14 protein-coding genes are annotated in these 14,798 nt (G+C 61.8%); 3 read left to right on the top strand and 11 right to left on the bottom strand.

Annotated elements, in window-relative coordinates; genetic code table 11:
* Positions 1-76 precede the first annotated feature (76 nt).
* From AB7783_RS03790 to AB7783_RS03745, 10 genes are all read right to left on the bottom strand, one after another.
* Positions 77-1,273, bottom strand: a complete 1,197-nt coding sequence (locus AB7783_RS03790) for an efflux RND transporter periplasmic adaptor subunit (RefSeq protein ID WP_089266964.1) — start codon at positions 1,271-1,273, stop codon at positions 77-79.
* 1 nt (position 1,274) lies between these two features.
* Positions 1,275-1,982 carry a TetR/AcrR family transcriptional regulator gene (locus AB7783_RS03785; protein WP_441276877.1) on the bottom strand — a complete coding sequence of 236 codons (708 nt, stop codon included), beginning with the start codon at positions 1,980-1,982 and terminating at the stop codon, positions 1,275-1,277.
* 657 nt (positions 1,983-2,639) lie between these two features.
* On the bottom strand, positions 2,640-3,503 hold the full coding sequence (locus AB7783_RS03780; protein WP_439076571.1) for a sugar phosphate isomerase/epimerase family protein: 864 nt from the start codon (positions 3,501-3,503) through the stop codon (positions 2,640-2,642).
* 1 nt (position 3,504) lies between these two features.
* On the bottom strand, positions 3,505-4,704 hold the full coding sequence (locus tag AB7783_RS03775) for a dihydrodipicolinate synthase family protein (RefSeq protein ID WP_441276876.1): 1,200 nt from the start codon (positions 4,702-4,704) through the stop codon (positions 3,505-3,507).
* A gap of 8 nt (positions 4,705-4,712) precedes the next feature.
* Positions 4,713-5,864: a Gfo/Idh/MocA family protein gene (locus AB7783_RS03770; RefSeq protein WP_089266960.1), complete on the bottom strand. Its 1,152-nt coding sequence runs from the start codon at positions 5,862-5,864 to the stop codon at positions 4,713-4,715.
* A gap of 2 nt (positions 5,865-5,866) precedes the next feature.
* A complete protein-coding gene (locus AB7783_RS03765; RefSeq protein WP_441279635.1) occupies positions 5,867-7,279 on the bottom strand; it encodes a hypothetical protein in 1,413 nt (470 codons plus the stop codon).
* 11 nt (positions 7,280-7,290) lie between these two features.
* A complete protein-coding gene (locus AB7783_RS03760; protein ID WP_441276875.1) occupies positions 7,291-8,142 on the bottom strand; it encodes an ABC transporter ATP-binding protein in 852 nt (283 codons plus the stop codon).
* Between the two features lie 50 nt (positions 8,143-8,192).
* The gene (locus AB7783_RS03755; protein WP_441276874.1) at positions 8,193-9,185 is read right to left on the bottom strand and encodes an ABC transporter substrate-binding protein; all 993 of its coding nucleotides are present in this window, start codon (positions 9,183-9,185) and stop codon (positions 8,193-8,195) included.
* 75 nt (positions 9,186-9,260) lie between these two features.
* On the bottom strand, positions 9,261-9,992 hold the full coding sequence (locus AB7783_RS03750; protein ID WP_246297556.1) for an ABC transporter permease: 732 nt from the start codon (positions 9,990-9,992) through the stop codon (positions 9,261-9,263).
* Between the two features lie 194 nt (positions 9,993-10,186).
* Entirely contained in the window at positions 10,187-10,846 is a 660-nt protein-coding gene (locus AB7783_RS03745) for a TetR/AcrR family transcriptional regulator (RefSeq protein WP_309949136.1), read from the bottom strand.
* A gap of 231 nt (positions 10,847-11,077) precedes the next feature.
* On the opposite strand from AB7783_RS03745, the gene AB7783_RS03740 reads away from it, so the two are divergent.
* Complete coding sequence (locus tag AB7783_RS03740) at positions 11,078-11,839, top strand: sulfite exporter TauE/SafE family protein (protein ID WP_120291166.1); 762 nt, start codon at positions 11,078-11,080, stop codon at positions 11,837-11,839.
* A 97-nt stretch (positions 11,840-11,936) separates the two neighbouring features.
* On the opposite strand, the gene AB7783_RS03735 is transcribed toward AB7783_RS03740, so the two are convergent.
* A complete protein-coding gene (locus AB7783_RS03735) occupies positions 11,937-12,782 on the bottom strand; it encodes a VOC family protein (protein ID WP_439057888.1) in 846 nt (281 codons plus the stop codon).
* Between the two features lie 204 nt (positions 12,783-12,986).
* Here AB7783_RS03735 and AB7783_RS03730 point away from each other — a divergent pair, with 204 nt between their 5' ends.
* Positions 12,987-13,880, top strand: coding sequence for a sugar kinase (locus AB7783_RS03730; RefSeq protein ID WP_439076565.1), 894 nt, complete (start codon positions 12,987-12,989; stop codon positions 13,878-13,880).
* Positions 13,881-13,885: 5 nt separating this feature from the next.
* The gene (locus AB7783_RS03725) at positions 13,886-14,797 is read left to right on the top strand and encodes a ribokinase (RefSeq protein ID WP_439076564.1); all 912 of its coding nucleotides are present in this window, start codon (positions 13,886-13,888) and stop codon (positions 14,795-14,797) included.
* Position 14,798: the final 1 nt, after the last annotated feature.

Genomic DNA, 14,798 nt, shown 5'->3' with positions numbered 1-14,798 from the left:
AGGCCGCGCGACGATGCGAGAAAATTCATTCAGATGAACCGGGACGGACCGCATTTCGCGGCCCGTCCGTCGGGTTTCAGTTCAGCGGCGGTTTCGCCGGAATCTGCGGCAATGGATCGGTCGAGATCGACACCAGCGCGCCGGACTGCAACTTGAGCTGTCCAACCGCCACGACGCGATCGCCGGCTTTCAGGCCCTGCGTGATCACCGCACGGCCATCGATGCGATCGCCAGTGCGCACGAAGGTACGCACCGCCGAGAGCTCGGTCTTGCCATCGTCGGTCTTCTTTTCGGTGATCAGGTAAACCGAGTCACCATAGAGCGTGTAGTCGACTGCGGTTTCCGGCACGGTGATCACAGCCGGTTTGTCCGGCAGCACGACGGTCGTGGTCGCGAACATGCCCGGCTTCAGAATGCCTTCCGGATTCTGCAGCGTCGCCTGAACACGAATGTTGCGCGTATCCGCGCTGATCTGCGGCTCGATCGTGGTGATCTTGCCCTCGAACTTGCGGCCCGGATAAGCGTCCACCGAAATGCGCACAGCCTGACCGACCTGCAGCTTGCCGGAGTCTTTTTCCGTGACCGTGAAGTTGTTGTAGACGGCGGACAGATCAGTGAGTGACACGATCTGCGTGCCGGCCGTCAGGTACTGGCCGACCTCGACCCGACGCGTGCCGAGCACGCCGTCGAACGGCGCGCGCACCTGCTTCTGCGAAATCACCGCTTCGGTCTTGGCGATATTGGCCTGCGCCTGATCATACGCCGCCTGCGTGGTGTCGACGGTGGCCTGCGGACCAACCTGACGCTCGGCGAGCTGTTTGGCGCGGTCGAGATTGATGCGCGCCACGGTGGCAGCCGCCTTGAAGTTGGCGAGGTCGCCCTGGTCCGGTCCATCGAACAGTTGCACCAGCGGCTGGCCGGCCTTGACGGTCGCGCCCGCGGTGAACTGGATGTCGGTAATGCGGCCGTTGACGTCGGAGGTGACGTTGACCTGATGCACAGCGGCGAGATCGCCGACGGCGCTGATCAGGTTGGGCACCACTTCGGACTTGGCATCCGCAACACTCACCACAGTCGGCGGCGGCTTCATGGTGGCGAAGAACTGCTTGATCATGTGGGCGCGGAACGCGTTGAAGCCCACCAGGCCGCCCACCAGGATCGCCAGCAGGATGCCGACGATGATGAACCAACGCACCATCCGCGGACGCGGACGGGGCTTCTCGACAGTCGCACGCGGCGCCGTAGTGCTGTTGGGTTCGGTCGTGAGTGTCATGTCATGCGCTTTCTGTCGTAGTCGCTGGCACCAGGTACGCCGGAAGCTCGCGATCGATATACGTCGCGATCGCCGTGTCTTTCAGTCCGATACCGCGGAGAATAAACTCACAAAGTTGCCGCTCGTTGTCGGCGGTGCTGGCATAAGGCAAACAGGGAACCGAGGGAAGGCGCGATAATGCCGCCATCATCGCGGTGTGGTGCGCGAACCAGAAAAGACCCATCGGCTCTTTTCCGATCCGAACCGCGTCGTTTGTCCGGACAGCGTGTTCAAGTGACGCTGTAAAGGTCGGGCCAATCAGTTCGCCGATCTTGTCAAACAGCAGCCGGGCGAATTCGCCGTCCTGCAACTGGCTGATGACCATTAGCCGCAGGCGCTGCGCCTCTTCATGATCGGGATCGGGATCGCGCGGAATGTCGAGGAAATGTCTGACCATGCCGCGAATCAGAATCACCAGCGTCTCGGTCGACGGCGGCAGACCGAGAAGCTTGTTCAGTCCGGGGTCGGCTTCGCATTCCTCCGCCAGGATCTCGGCATAGAGCGCCGACTTGGTCGGGAAGTGCTTGAACAGCAAGCCTTCCGAAATCGACGCTGCAGCCGCCACGCTCTTGGTCGTGGTGCCGGCAAATCCATTGCGCGCAAAGCATCGCTTCGCCGCGCTGAGGATCAGCTCGCGCCTGAGGTCATGGGTCATTCGAAGTGTGCTCATAGCGTCGTGAGTAAGCACTCACCCAGGTTTCTGTCAACAAAATGGTGCGCCGCGTCAGGAGAATGACTGCAGGTGGTATCTGGCCGCCACAGTGTTGCATTCTCGCGACGCCAATGCGCCCGAGCTATGCGGTCCCCTCAAGATGAGGGGTGGCAGCGCGCCGTGAGGCGCAAAGGGTGGTTTTTATCGCGATCCGCTCCACCGGAACGCCGGTAAGCTGCAACCGCGCACGCCTCACGGCGCGCCACACCGCAGACAAGTTTACGCAGTCTGCGACTGCTAGGGACGATTTCTGTCCACGGGCCGTGCTTCCTGGGACGTGGCGCCGGCAGGTTTCCCCGCTTTTGCCTGTCCCAGTCCAGCCGTTTCCGGCAGAGCCCCGTAATGGGCCCGGACGGCTACCCAAGGCCTCCCGAGTGCGCGAGGTAAGTCCCCTCGCCGCCCGCGGGCGCCGCAATCCCAGCTCCACCTCAAGACGCCTCTAGAAGCGCGCCTCGCGAACCGGATGAGCGGAGGACAATCCTTCTAGGTATATTATCAATATATATAGGAAAAAATGTTTAAGCTCTACCCTCTCAATTGTCATTCCGGCCCGCGCAAGAGCGCGTCCCGGAATGACAATTGAGAGCTTCGTGCGTTTCGGCACCACACCGTGCTCTACACCACCGTTTTATGCCGCTCGATGCAGGTCGTCATCACCTCATCCATCGACTTGCTCCACCAGTTCTCCGAGAAGATCTCGATCTCGGAGTAACCGGCGAAGCCCTGCGCCTCGACAGCCGCGCGGGCGGATTTGATATCGATGACACCGTCGCCCATCATGCCGCGGTCGTTGAGGATGTCCTTGGTCGGGACCAGCCAGTCGCAGACGTGAAATGCGAGCAGACGATCCTGCCCTGCCCGCGCGATCTGGGCATGCAGTTCGGGGTCCCACCAGATGTGATAGACGTCGAGGGCGACGCCGAGCATGCCGGTACGGTTGGGATCGAGACGGTCGCAGATGTCGAGCGCCTGTTCGGTGGTGTTCACGCAGGCTCGGTCGGCCGCATAAGCCGGATGCAGCGGCTCGATGGCCAGCGGCATCTTCGCCTGCCGGGCGTATTCCATCATCTCGGCGATGCCATCATCGACCTGCGCGCGCGCATTGATGATGTTCTTCGAGGGCGCACTGCCTGGCCGCGAATATTGCGGCAACCCACCGACCACGAGCACGATGCACGGCGAACCAAGTGCCACGGCCTCGTCGACACAGCGGCGGTTATCGTCGCGCTGCTGCTGGCGATGGGCTTCGTCCGAGACGAACATGCCGCCGCGGCAATAGCCGGACAGTTCGAGGTCGTGATCCCGCACGGCCTTCACGGCCTTGTCCAGACCGACGGTGGCCACCTGATCGCGCCACGGCGAGACGCCGCGGATCTTGTGACGTGCACAGGCCTCGGCGATGGCGACGAAGTCGCCCTGCTTGCGGACTGTCGCCGTGTTCAGCGACAGCCAGCGATGGTCGTTGGAAAAGTCACGCATCTCAGGCTTCGATCCCACGGGTGGCCATGATCGCCTTCATGCGCTGCGTCGCCAGTTCGGGATTGGCCAAAAGACCGGCCTTGTCGGCGAGACGGAACAGTTCGGCGAGATGCTGGGTCGAGCGCGTGCTCTCCTGACCGCCGATCATGGTGAAGTGATCCTGATGGCCGTTGAGATAGGCCATGAACACGATGCCCGTCTTGTAGAACCGGGTCGGCGCCTTGAAGATGTGACGCGACAGCGGCACCGTGGGACCAAGTACGTCGTGGAAGCCGGCCTCGTCACCGGCCGCGAGACGCGACAGCGCATAGGATGCCGCCGGCGCGATGGCGTCGAAGATGCCGAGCAGCGCATGGGAGAAGCCCTTGTCGTCGCCGGCGATCAATTCGGCATAGTTGAAGTCGTCGCCGGTATACATCTTGACCTTGGGGTCAAGGCGACGACGCATGTCGATCTCGCGCTGTGCATCGAGCAGCGAGACCTTGACGCCATCGACCTTGGCGGCGTTGCGGTTGATGACGTCCACCGCGATATCCATCGCTGTGTCGAGGCTGGACGTGCCCCAGTAATTCGCCAGTGCCGGATCGAACATGTCGCCGAGCCAGTGGATGATGACGGGCTGCGCCGACTGCGACAGGATGCGGTCATAGACGCGGCCGTAATCCTCGGCGCTCTTGCCGAGCTTGGCCAGCGCACGCGACGCCATCAGGATGATGCGGCCGCCGACCTTCTCGATCGCTTCGAACTGCTGTTCATAGGCCTTGATCACGTCGTCGATCGACTTGGCATCTTCCACCGCGAGGTGATCGGTGCCGGCGCCGGAGAACACCAGCGCGCCGCGCGGCTTGGCCGCCGCGACGGAGCGCGTGATGAGTTCGAGCGAGGTCGGCCAGTCCATACCCATGCCGCGCTGAGCGGTGTCCATCGCTTCTGCGACGCCGAGACCGAGATCCCAGACGTGTTCACGAAATGCGATGGTGCGGTCCCAATCGATGGTCTGATTGAGCCACGGATCGCACTCCGCCAGCGGGTCGGCGACGATATGCGCCGCCGAGAAGGCGATGCGGTTCAGCGTGCCTTCCAGCTTGGCCGGAAACGTGCGCGACGCTGCGAGACGATAGGTCTCGATCGAACGATCGGCCTTCGGCAGCTTCAGCGACAGCAACGACGCAGTCGACGTGGGCATGACTGGCTTGTTCATGGCGGACCTCAGACCTTGAGTGTGGGAACGTCGATCCAGCGGCGCTCCTTCCAGCTTTCCAGCGCGCATTCGACGAGTTGCACGCCCTTGGCACCTTCGAGCAGCGTGTACTTGTAGGGCGCATCCTCACAGACGTGACGGATGAACATTTCCCACTGCTCCTTGAAGCCGTTGTCGTAGACGGCGTTGTCCGGAACCTTCTGCCAGTCGGCATAGAAATCGTGGGTCCGCTTCTCGTCGGGATTCCAGATCGGGCGCGGCGTCGCCTGACGGGCCTGGATCATGCACTCGGTGAGACCGGCCACGGCCGAACCGTGGGTGCCGTCGACCTGGAAGGTCACGAGATCATCGCGATAGACGCGCGTCGCCCAGGACATGTTCATATGGGCGATGACGCCGCCCTTCAGCTTGAAGGTCGCATAGGCCGAGTCGTCGGCAGTTGCCGTGTACTTCTTGCCTTGCTCGTCCCAGCGCGCCGGAATGTCGGTGGTGCCGAGGCAGGTCAGGCTCTCGACTTCGCCGAACAGGTTGTCGAGCACGTAACGCCAGTGGCAGACCATATCAAGGATCATGCCGCCGCCGTCTTCAGCGCGGTAGTTCCAGGACGGGCGCTGGGCTTCTTGCCAATCGCCTTCGAACACCCAGTAGCCGAACTCGCCGCGTACCGAGAGCATCTTGCCGAAGAAGCCAGAGTCACGGAGCATCGCAAGCTTCTTCAGACCGGGCAGGAACAATTTGTCCTGCACGGTGCCGTGCTTGAGACCCTTGGCGTTGGCCTTCTTGATGACGTCGAGCGCGGCTTCGAGATTGGTCGCGATGGGCTTCTCGCAATAGATATGCTTGCCGGCCTCGATGGCGCGGTTGAGCAGACCCGGGCGTGCCTGGGTGGTCGCTGCGTCGAAGAAGATGCTGTCGTTCTTGTCGGCGAAAGCCTTGTCGAGATCAGTGGTCCAGCGCTCGATGCCGTACTTCTTGGCGAGGCCTTCGATCTTCTCGGCATTGCGACCGACCAGGATCGGATCCGGCATCATGCGGTCGCCGTTCTTCAGGGTCACGCCGCCCTGCGCACGGATCGCGACGATCGAGCGCACGAGATGCTGGTTGAGACCCATACGGCCGGTGATGCCGTTCATGATGATGCCGAGGCGGTGGACAGCCATAGTCAGGACTCCTGGAGAACTTTAGTTTGAGAATGATCGGATGAAGCGAGCTGGAGCGGCGACAGCACCGACCAGTCCGGATGTGCGCCGGATGCAAATCCGGCAGAGGTCAGCGATCCCGTAAGAAGATCGCCGTCGTGAATCGACAGACGGACGATATCGCCATCGCGGCGGTAGAGATCGGGATGCGCCGTCAGGAAGGCCTCGGCCTCCTCCGCTGGTGCAGTGCCGAAACCATCGACGTAGTGATGGCCGTTGCGTTCGGCATGGGTGACGCCAATCAGCGCACCAAGCGCCAGATCCTGCTGCACGCCGAGCCCGGCCTGACAGGTAAGATCCTCGCCGGTGATAAAATGCTCGACGCCCTGCGCGCTCCACGCCGCAGCGCGAGTCGCATTCGCAATCGACTTGTAGAAGCCCTTGCAGGATTTCGAGGAAATGCCGCGATAGCCCAGCGCCTTGGCGGCGGGGAATGCATCCCAATTGTCGTCAGCTTCATCAATGATGAAATTGCGCGACGACAAATTGCCGAGCGGCGACTCGCGCGTGATGTCGCGCGGCATCGGCTGTTCGATGTAAAGTAGCCTGGATGCAATCGGCGCCAATGCGCGGTCATTGTCGAGACGATCGACCAGCGCGCCGAGCGCGTTGAGATCGGCATATTGCTCGTTGGCGTCGAGCGTCACCTGATAATCGTAAGGCAGCTTCGTCAGCGCGTTGCCGATCCGGGTCAAACGTGCGGCGTCCGCCGCGGGATCGCCGTTCATCTTCAGCTTGAAGTAACGCGCGCCGCTATTCTCACGGGGGTCGGCGACACCGCCCTCGCCTTCGATCACATCATCGAGGCCGACAGTGTGGCGCAGCGCGACGCGCTCAAGCCGGTGACGGCTGGCGAGGAACGTCGCGATGTCGTCGGCGCCGAGATCGGGCGCCAGACGCGCGGTAAGACCGGCGACGTTGGCCTTCATGCCCGTGAAGAAATCCGTGCCCAAGCCACGCAGCAGTGCGTCGAGCACAGCCTTGTCGATTTCCGCCGGTCCGAACGCGGCGGCAAGCGGTGGAATGTCCAGTTCGGCGCAAGCCGTCATCTGGTCGCCGATGCAGGCCGCATGCAGACCGAAGGCAGAGATGAAGCCCGATTGCGCGCGATAGAGCTCTTTCGCGATTGCCAGCGACTGCCGCAGTTCGTTCACGGTGTCATCGATGGCGAGATGCGGCCGCTTGTCGAACCACTTCGGCACCATCAGCTCGGCTGAGGCACCGACGAACACGCCTTTGCCTTCGACCTCCAGCTCGACCCGCACGAAAGCCTGCGGCGCGGCATTGACCGTCACGGCGCCAAAGCGAAACGGCCGCACGAATGCCACGTGGCGCTCGAACAGCGTAATGTCTCGCAAGGCGATCCGTGTCGACATGGACATGGGCCTTAGTCCAGCGTGCTGTTGGTCATGAAGTGCTTGCGGATGCGCGCGACCAGGTCGGTGAAGATCGGGTTCGACATCGCATCGAGCGTGCGCTCGCGGCCGAGCGGCACGTCATAGATTGCGGCGATACCGCCGGGGCGCTCGGTCATGACCAGCACCTTGTCGGCAAGGAACACCGCTTCCGGGATCGAATGGGTGATGAGGAGAATCGTCTTGCCGGTGGTGCGCTGGATGCGCGACAGCTCGACATTCATCTTCTCGCGCGTCATGGCGTCGAGCGCGCCGAACGGCTCGTCCATCATCATGATCTTGGGATCGTGCACCAGCGCACGGCAGATCGAGGCGCGTTGCTGCATGCCGCCGGAGAGCTGCCACGGCAGCTTCTTCTCAAAGCCCTCGAGGCCGACCATTTTCAGCAACTGCTTGGCGCGGTCTATATACTGCGCGCGCGGCAGGTTCTTCATGTCGATGGGCATCAACACGTTGTTGATGATGTTCCGCCACGGCAGCAGCAGCGCATTCTGGAACACGATACCGACATCGCCATGAGGCTCGGTGACTTTCTTGCCGTCGACGTGGATTTCGCCTGATGTCGGCGCAAGAAGGCCCGAGATCAGTTTGAGCAGTGTGGACTTGCCGCAGCCGGATGGGCCGACCACGACAAAGAACTCACCGTCATTGATATGGAAGTCCAGGGGACGCAGCGACTGCACCTGGCCGTCGCCGGTCCCGTAGGTTTTGGAGACGCCGGAGAGATTGATCCCCGACGCCTTCGATGGTGCGGACTGCTCGGATACGACGCGAAGATGCGCACTCGGTTGATCGACGCTCATGGTCCTCATCGCTGCAGTCATTACGGCTAGTCCTGTTGGTTTCGTCAGTTCGGTCGAGATAACCGGTCCGGTTACTTCGGCAGATATTCGTTGGTATAGAAGGCCTTCGGATTGTCCTTGGCCTTGGCTTCCAGACCGCCGTATTCGACCATCAGCTCTACCGATTCCTTCATGTTCTGATCGGTGACCTGGAACGGGCGCTTACCCTTGGTTTCCGGCGTGGTGTAGAGCGGGATGGTGAGTTCGAAGCCCTGGGTCAGGGTCTCGATCTTGCCGCCCTTCGGGTTGGCATCGAGGATCGACTGCGCGGCAGCCTTCGGCTCCTTCGACGCAGCTTCGACCGCCTTGGTGGTGGCCGACATGAAGCGTTTCACGAGATCCGGATTGGCCTTGGCATAGTCGGTATTGGTGATAATGCCCGACGACACGAGATGAATGCCGTAATCGGCAAACTTGATCGGATACACATCCTTGCCGGTGGCATCCTTGATCTTCATGGACTGGTCCATGACGTAGCCGAGCAACAGGTCAGCCTGGCCGTTGATGACGGCGTTGAGCTTGGTCTGTCCGTCGCCGGCGACGGTCTTGAAATCGGATTCCTTGAGGCCCGCCTTCTTGAGGAACAGCGGCCAGATCTGGGTCATGGAATCCGCCGGCGTGATCGCCACGGTCTTGCCCTTGATGTCGTCCGGCTTCCTGATGTTCTTGTCGACGAAGCCCATCACCGACATGGCCGAGGTCTGCAGCAGCACGCCGGTGGCGATCACCGGGGCGCCCTTCACGGCTGCGCGCATCATGGTGGGAACGTCGACATAGCCGAAGTTCACGCTCTTCGCGGCGACGGCCTGCACGGTGGCAGCCGAACCGCGGCCTTCCTGGATGTCGAGATCGATGCCTTCGGCTTCATAGATGCCCTTGGCCTTGCCGTAATAGAACGGCGAATGTTCACCATAGACATACCAGTTGAGCATCAGCGTCACCTTGTCGGTGGCAGCGGCCGGCGTGGCGAGTGCGAGCGTGACGGTGATCGCGGCAGTCGAAACAGCAGTAACCCATTTCAGCATTTTTAGCCTCCCATTGAAGCAGGTGATCGCGGCCCGTTTCGCCGGACCGCTTGTTTGGAAATTGCGCGTCCCCGATCAGGACCCGATAAAGACATCCGCGCGCTGACTGACGTGCCAGGGAATCGCAAAACGTTCGATGCGATCGACCAGCCAGAACAGAATGACGCCGAGCAGCGCGAGGATCACGAGAGCCGCAAACATCGTCGGCAGATCGAAGGTGCCGATCGAGCGCTGCAGCACATAACCGATGCCGGAATTGGAGCCGACGAATTCACCGACCACCGCGCCGACGACGGCGAGCGTGACGGACACCTTGAGACCGGAGAAGATCGCCGGCAGCGCGTGTGGCAGGTTCACGGCGCAGAACACGCGCAGTCTGCTGCCCTTCATGGCGCGGGCGAGATCGACCATATCAGGATCGACCGACTTGAAGCCCTGCACCGCCGACACGACGACCGGGAAGAAACCCAGCAAAAATGCCGCGATGATCTTCGGCACGATGCCGAAGCCGAACCACACCACGAACAAGGGCGCGATGGCGACTTTGGGAATCGACTGCGAGAACACCAGCAGCGGATAGACATAGCTTTCGACGGTCCGCGAACCGGCGATCAGCATGGCAATCGGGATGCCGAACACGGCCGAGGCGAGAAAGCCGAGCAGCGTGGCGTAAGTCGTCGGCCCTGACTGCGCGAGCAGCTCGGGCCAATCGGTGTAGAGCACCTTCACGACGTCGCCGGGCGCAGGGATCTGATAGGCGGGAATGTTGAAGATGCGGATCGCCAGATCCCAGCCGACAACGATCATCACCAGCAACAGGAATGGGCGCAGCCATGAGGCGTTCAGCAGCTTCGATACACTGCCGGGTGCTTTCTTCTCACTCACGCGTCTCGTCTCCCAGATGCCGGCTTCGCGGTCGCATTTAACTCGTTGGATAAATACAGCGCATGGCTTCGCCGTTGTCAATTGGCCGCTTAACTAGCGAAAATTAAACAATGATTTCAGGCGCTTTGGCGGGCCGAGGTGTGGACAACCGTCGCTGGCGGGAGCTGGAATTCGGCCACGGATCGGCCGGTGAGCGCCGCCAGGACGAGTGCCACCATATGAGCCAGCCGCTCGTCCCTCGCCTCCTTCGCCAGCAGATCCCTGCCGAAAATCACGCTCAGCGTGGCGTTGTTGCCGATATAGAAAAAGCTCAGCGCGGCGATGGAAATGTAGAGCTGCACCGGATCCATCGCGACCTTGAAATCGCCTGACGCGACGCCGCGCAACACCACTGTGCGGATCATCTCCACGAAGGGCGAATGCATCGACTTCACCTTGGTAGAACGCTTGATGTGCTTCGCGCGCTCCAGATTCTCGGTGTTGAGCAACGCGAGGAATTCCGGGTTGCGGATAAAATAGTTCCAGGTGAAGGCGATCAGGCTCTCGATGGCCTCGGGCGGATCGAGATGTTCGAGATCGAGCGTGCGTTCTTCGGCGCGGATCTGCTCATAGGCACCTTCGAGTACCGCAAGATAGAGCGCATCCTTGTTGCCGACGTGATAGTAGAGCATGCGCTTGTTGGCGCCGGCCTGCGCAGCGATGCGATCGACGCGCGCACCGGCGAGGCCCTTGCTCGCGAATTCCTTCTTGGCAGCCTCGAGAATGCGCAGACGCATCCCTTCCGGGTCACGCTGCCACTTCAATGCTTTCTTCGGCGCTTTTTTAGTTGTTTTTGCCAAACCCGGATCCCGTCGCTCAGCGGAATGACGCAACAGCCGCACGTCTATCGCGTGTAGCATGCGTTTGCCCGCTTGAGAACAAAGCATGTTCCGGGCCATATGCGCAAACGGGCATCGCCTTTTGCGGGTGTCGTCGCTATCACTGCCCTGCCCCAACCGGACCTGCTTGTGCCTGCCATCATCACAGACCCGTTCTTCTATGCCGTCGCCATTCCGGCGGTGATTTTCCTTGGCCTCTCCAAAGGCGGCTTCTCCGGCGTCGGCATTGCCGCCACGCCGCTACTGGCGCTGTATCTGCCGCCGCTCGAGGCGGCCGCCTTGCTGCTGCCGGTGCTGATCACGCAGGACCTGATCTCGATCTATGTCTATCGCCGCGAATGGGACGCCTCGAATCTGAAGATCATGCTGCCGGGCGCGGTCGCCGGCATGACGCTGGCGTGGCTGCTCGCCTCCTATATTTCCGACAATGCCGTGCGCATCACCGTCGGTTTGATCGGTCTCATCTTCGTGATCGATGTCTGGCGTAAGCGCGCCCGGATCGAACCAACGCGCATGGGTCCGGCCGGCGGCGTGTTCTGGGGCGCGGTATCTGGCTTCACATCCTTCATGACCCAGGCGGGCGGTCCACCGTTCCAGGTCTATGTGCTGCCGCAGCGGCTGCCGAAGCTGGTGCTGGTCGGGACCACCACGATCTTCTTCGCCGTGGTTAATGCGCTGAAGATCGTGCCCTATTTCGCGCTCGGCCAATTCCACGCCGGCAATTTCGCGACATCGCTGGCACTGCTGCCTATGGCCATCATCGCGAACTTCATGGGCATCTGGCTGGTGAAACATACGCCTACCAATCTGTTCTACAACATCGCCTATGCCCTGCTGCTGGTGATCTCGCTGGTGCTGCTGTGGCAGGGCTGTTCGATGTTGTGGCGGTAGGTGGCAATACGTAGGATGGGTAGAGCGCAGCGAAACCCATCGCTTTCATGCGTTTAAATGATGGGTTTCGCGAAGACGCTCTACCCATCCTACACCTCTACACATCCTTCCCCGTCCGCTCGATCAGCAGCGTCGGAATTCCGCAGGTGCCATCGCGGAGGCTGACAACACGGGTGCCCGGCTTGCGGCCACTACGCACCTCCGACACGTTGACATGCGCGGCGAGCAAGCGCTCGCGGACGGCATCCGCGTCAGCGACGCGCCAGGTCATGCCCCAGAGCTTGTCGCGATTCTTGTCGGCCTTGTCGTCGGGGCGATGCACGACCTCGACGATCAGATCGCCGCAGCGGAAGAACATCAGATGGCCCCACTCTGGATTGGAGCGATCCAGTGCCATGTCGAGGCCCAGTCGCGCGCCATAGAGCGCAGCGGCGCGCTCCGGATCCTGCGTAGCGACAACGATATGGTCGAGGCCAAGGAACGGCGCATCGCCCACCGGGGGCGACACCGGACGCTCGTCGGACAGTTCGAGAAAGAATTGCCGGACACCGCGCGTCGCGTCCGTCGCCGCACGGGTACGCTTCCAGGAGAGTGTGGCGCCGGTCTCGGTATCCCTGCTCTCGACCTCGGCGATGGGATCAGGCTTCAGCGCCAGGCGATCGAGCCGGCGATGCATCCCAGCGATATCGCCAGTCCGGAAACAGATGCTGGCCAGCGTCGCGCCCTGCTCCGGCAGCACGGCCCTGATGCGATCGGCGGCCGGGCCGTGACCGACAGGCGCCATCAGCTCGACCGACATATTGGCCACCGTGAAGATCGCCATGGCCGCACCGTCGCTGGTGCTGCGCCAGGCGGGCGCGCGGGCGAACAGGGTCTGATAGGTGGCGATCCCCACCTCCAGGTCCTCCAGCAAAATGACGACGTGATCCAGCCCGGTGATCATCGCATCCCTCCCGTCTTCGTGGCGTTGTTGTGATCGAACTATGCCAGTTTTCGAGCCGCAATGCTGAAAACCGACTCCGCCCGGCTGCGGCATCCTGCGGCATCGCACAATTTCGGTGGTGACCTCGTCGCAACCGCTGTTAAGCTGACTGATGCGCCGTCTCCGGACGGGTGCAGCCATCCCTCAGGCGAGACGGACGGATTCATGAAGGCACTCTTTATCGGACAGACCTATATCGACGTCACGTTCATCACCGACCATATGCCGACCGGCGACGAGAAACACGTCGCCTCCGACTATGCCGTGTCGTTCGGCGGCAATGCGGTCACCGCCGCCTTCTGCTGTGCCAAGCTGGGCATCGTGCCCGATCTGATCGCCACCGTCGCCAATGACTGGCTCGGCCGCATGTTCATGGACATGTCGGCGAAATACGCCATCGAGGTCCATCCGCGCAAAGTGGCGAGTTCATCGCTGTCCTTCATCATGCCGAAAGACGGCAAGCGTGCCATCGTCCGCTGCCGTGACGACGAACACATCCATCCCTTCCCGCTGCTCAATCTCGGCGCCTGTCGCGCGCTGCATATCGACGGCCATCAGCCCGATGCCGCGATCCACTACGCGAAGCTCTGCCGCGAGGCCGGCATCCTCACCTCACTCGACGGCGGCGGATTGCGCACCAACACCCATGAGTTGCTTGAGTTCATCGACGTCGCCATCGTCGCCGAACGTCTGTGCGAGCAGATGGATCTGACGCCGGAGAAGATGCTCGACTATCTCAAGAGCCGCGGCTGCCGCGTCGGCGGCGTCACGCTCGGCGAGAAGGGCCTGCTCTGGTATGACGAGGCCAGCACCGTACACACACTGCCCGCGCTGCCGATCCCGCGCGAAAAGGTGATCGATACCAATGGCGCCGGCGATGTTTTCCACGGCGCTTACGTCTATTCGTACCTCGCCAATCCCGGCCATAGCTGGGCCGAGCATTTCAAATTCGCGCGGGCCGCATCGACCTTCAAGATCCAGCGGCTTGGCAATGAAGCGGGACTGCCGACATTGTCGGATATCGCGGCGGTGCGTGAGGAATATCGGGCGCAGGTGTGACAACAATGGGCCAGGTTGTCGTCGCCGGCAGCATCAATATGGACGTGGTCGCGACAGCCGACCGCCATCCGGCAATCGGTGAGACTGTAGCAGGCCGCGAAGTGTTGTATTTTCCCGGTGGCAAGGGCGCCAATCAGGCCGTTGCTGCGGCGAAACTTGGTGCAGCGACCATACTGATCGGCTGTACCGGCGCGGATGCCTTTGGCCGCGACACCAGGGCATTTCTGGCCATGCAGGGCGTCGGTCTCGCTTACGTGCGTGAGGTCGCTGGCGCCGGCACGGGAACAGCGATCATCACCGTTGCGAAAGCTGAGAACACCATCATCGTCATTCCCGGCGCCAATGCGTTGGTCAATGCGGCCGATGTCGCCGCGCCCGCATTTCGAAAAGGCGATGTCGCCGTCAGCCAGTTTGAAATTCCGCTGCCGGCCATCACGGCTTTCTTCACGCGGGCGCGCGCATCCGGTGCAATAACGATTCTCAATCCGGCACCGGCGATGCAGATCGACCATGAGCTCATGGCTCTGGTCGATGTCTTGATCCTCAATGAAAGTGAGCTCGGCCTGCTTGCAGGTGACGAGCTGCATGAAACAGATCCCGATGCGCGATTTGTCGATGCAGCATCGACATTGCAAATCGATCACCGGCCAAACATCTGCGTCACGCTGGGCAAGCGCGGCACGATCGCACTGATCGACGGAGATGTACATTTTGAGGCTGGCCGCCCCGTGAAGGCCATTGACACCACCGGTGCCGGCGACTGTTTCGTGGGGGCTGTTGCCGCAAAGCTTGCGGATGGACATTCACTGCAGAGCGCCATTGGCTATGCTAATGGCGCCGCAGCGCTTTGCGTACAGCGGATGGGCGCCGGGCCGTCGATGCCAACCGCGGAAGAAGTGTCAGCGGCCGCCGGCTAGC

The sequence above is a fragment of the Tardiphaga sp. 172_B4_N1_3 genome, from assembly GCF_052076035.1.
In the GTDB taxonomy this organism is placed as follows: domain Bacteria; phylum Pseudomonadota; class Alphaproteobacteria; order Rhizobiales; family Xanthobacteraceae; genus Tardiphaga; species Tardiphaga robiniae.
This window is presented reverse-complemented; position numbering and strand designations above follow the sequence as displayed.

Excerpts from the sequence above, each read along its gene's own strand:
- AB7783_RS03790 (WP_089266964.1), bottom strand. The coding sequence starts at position 1,273 with ATGACACTCACGACCGAACCCAACAGCACTACGGCGCCGCGTGCGACT.
- AB7783_RS03785 (WP_441276877.1), bottom strand. The coding sequence starts at position 1,982 with ATGAGCACACTTCGAATGACCCATGACCTCAGGCGCGAGCTGATCCTC.
- AB7783_RS03780 (WP_439076571.1), bottom strand. The coding sequence starts at position 3,503 with ATGCGTGACTTTTCCAACGACCATCGCTGGCTGTCGCTGAACACGGCG.
- AB7783_RS03775 (WP_441276876.1), bottom strand. The coding sequence starts at position 4,704 with ATGAACAAGCCAGTCATGCCCACGTCGACTGCGTCGTTGCTGTCGCTG.
- AB7783_RS03770 (WP_089266960.1), bottom strand. The coding sequence starts at position 5,864 with ATGGCTGTCCACCGCCTCGGCATCATCATGAACGGCATCACCGGCCGT.
- AB7783_RS03765 (WP_441279635.1), bottom strand. The coding sequence starts at position 7,279 with ATGTCGACACGGATCGCCTTGCGAGACATTACGCTGTTCGAGCGCCAC.
- AB7783_RS03760 (WP_441276875.1), bottom strand. The coding sequence starts at position 8,142 with ATGACTGCAGCGATGAGGACCATGAGCGTCGATCAACCGAGTGCGCAT.
- AB7783_RS03755 (WP_441276874.1), bottom strand. The coding sequence starts at position 9,185 with ATGCTGAAATGGGTTACTGCTGTTTCGACTGCCGCGATCACCGTCACG.
- AB7783_RS03750 (WP_246297556.1), bottom strand. The coding sequence starts at position 9,992 with ATGATCGTTGTCGGCTGGGATCTGGCGATCCGCATCTTCAACATTCCC.
- AB7783_RS03745 (WP_309949136.1), bottom strand. The coding sequence starts at position 10,846 with ATGCGTCTGCGCATTCTCGAGGCTGCCAAGAAGGAATTCGCGAGCAAG.
- AB7783_RS03735 (WP_439057888.1), bottom strand. The coding sequence starts at position 12,782 with ATGATCACCGGGCTGGATCACGTCGTCATTTTGCTGGAGGACCTGGAG.
- AB7783_RS03730 (WP_439076565.1), top strand. The coding sequence starts at position 12,987 with ATGAAGGCACTCTTTATCGGACAGACCTATATCGACGTCACGTTCATC.
- AB7783_RS03725 (WP_439076564.1), top strand. The coding sequence starts at position 13,886 with ATGGGCCAGGTTGTCGTCGCCGGCAGCATCAATATGGACGTGGTCGCG.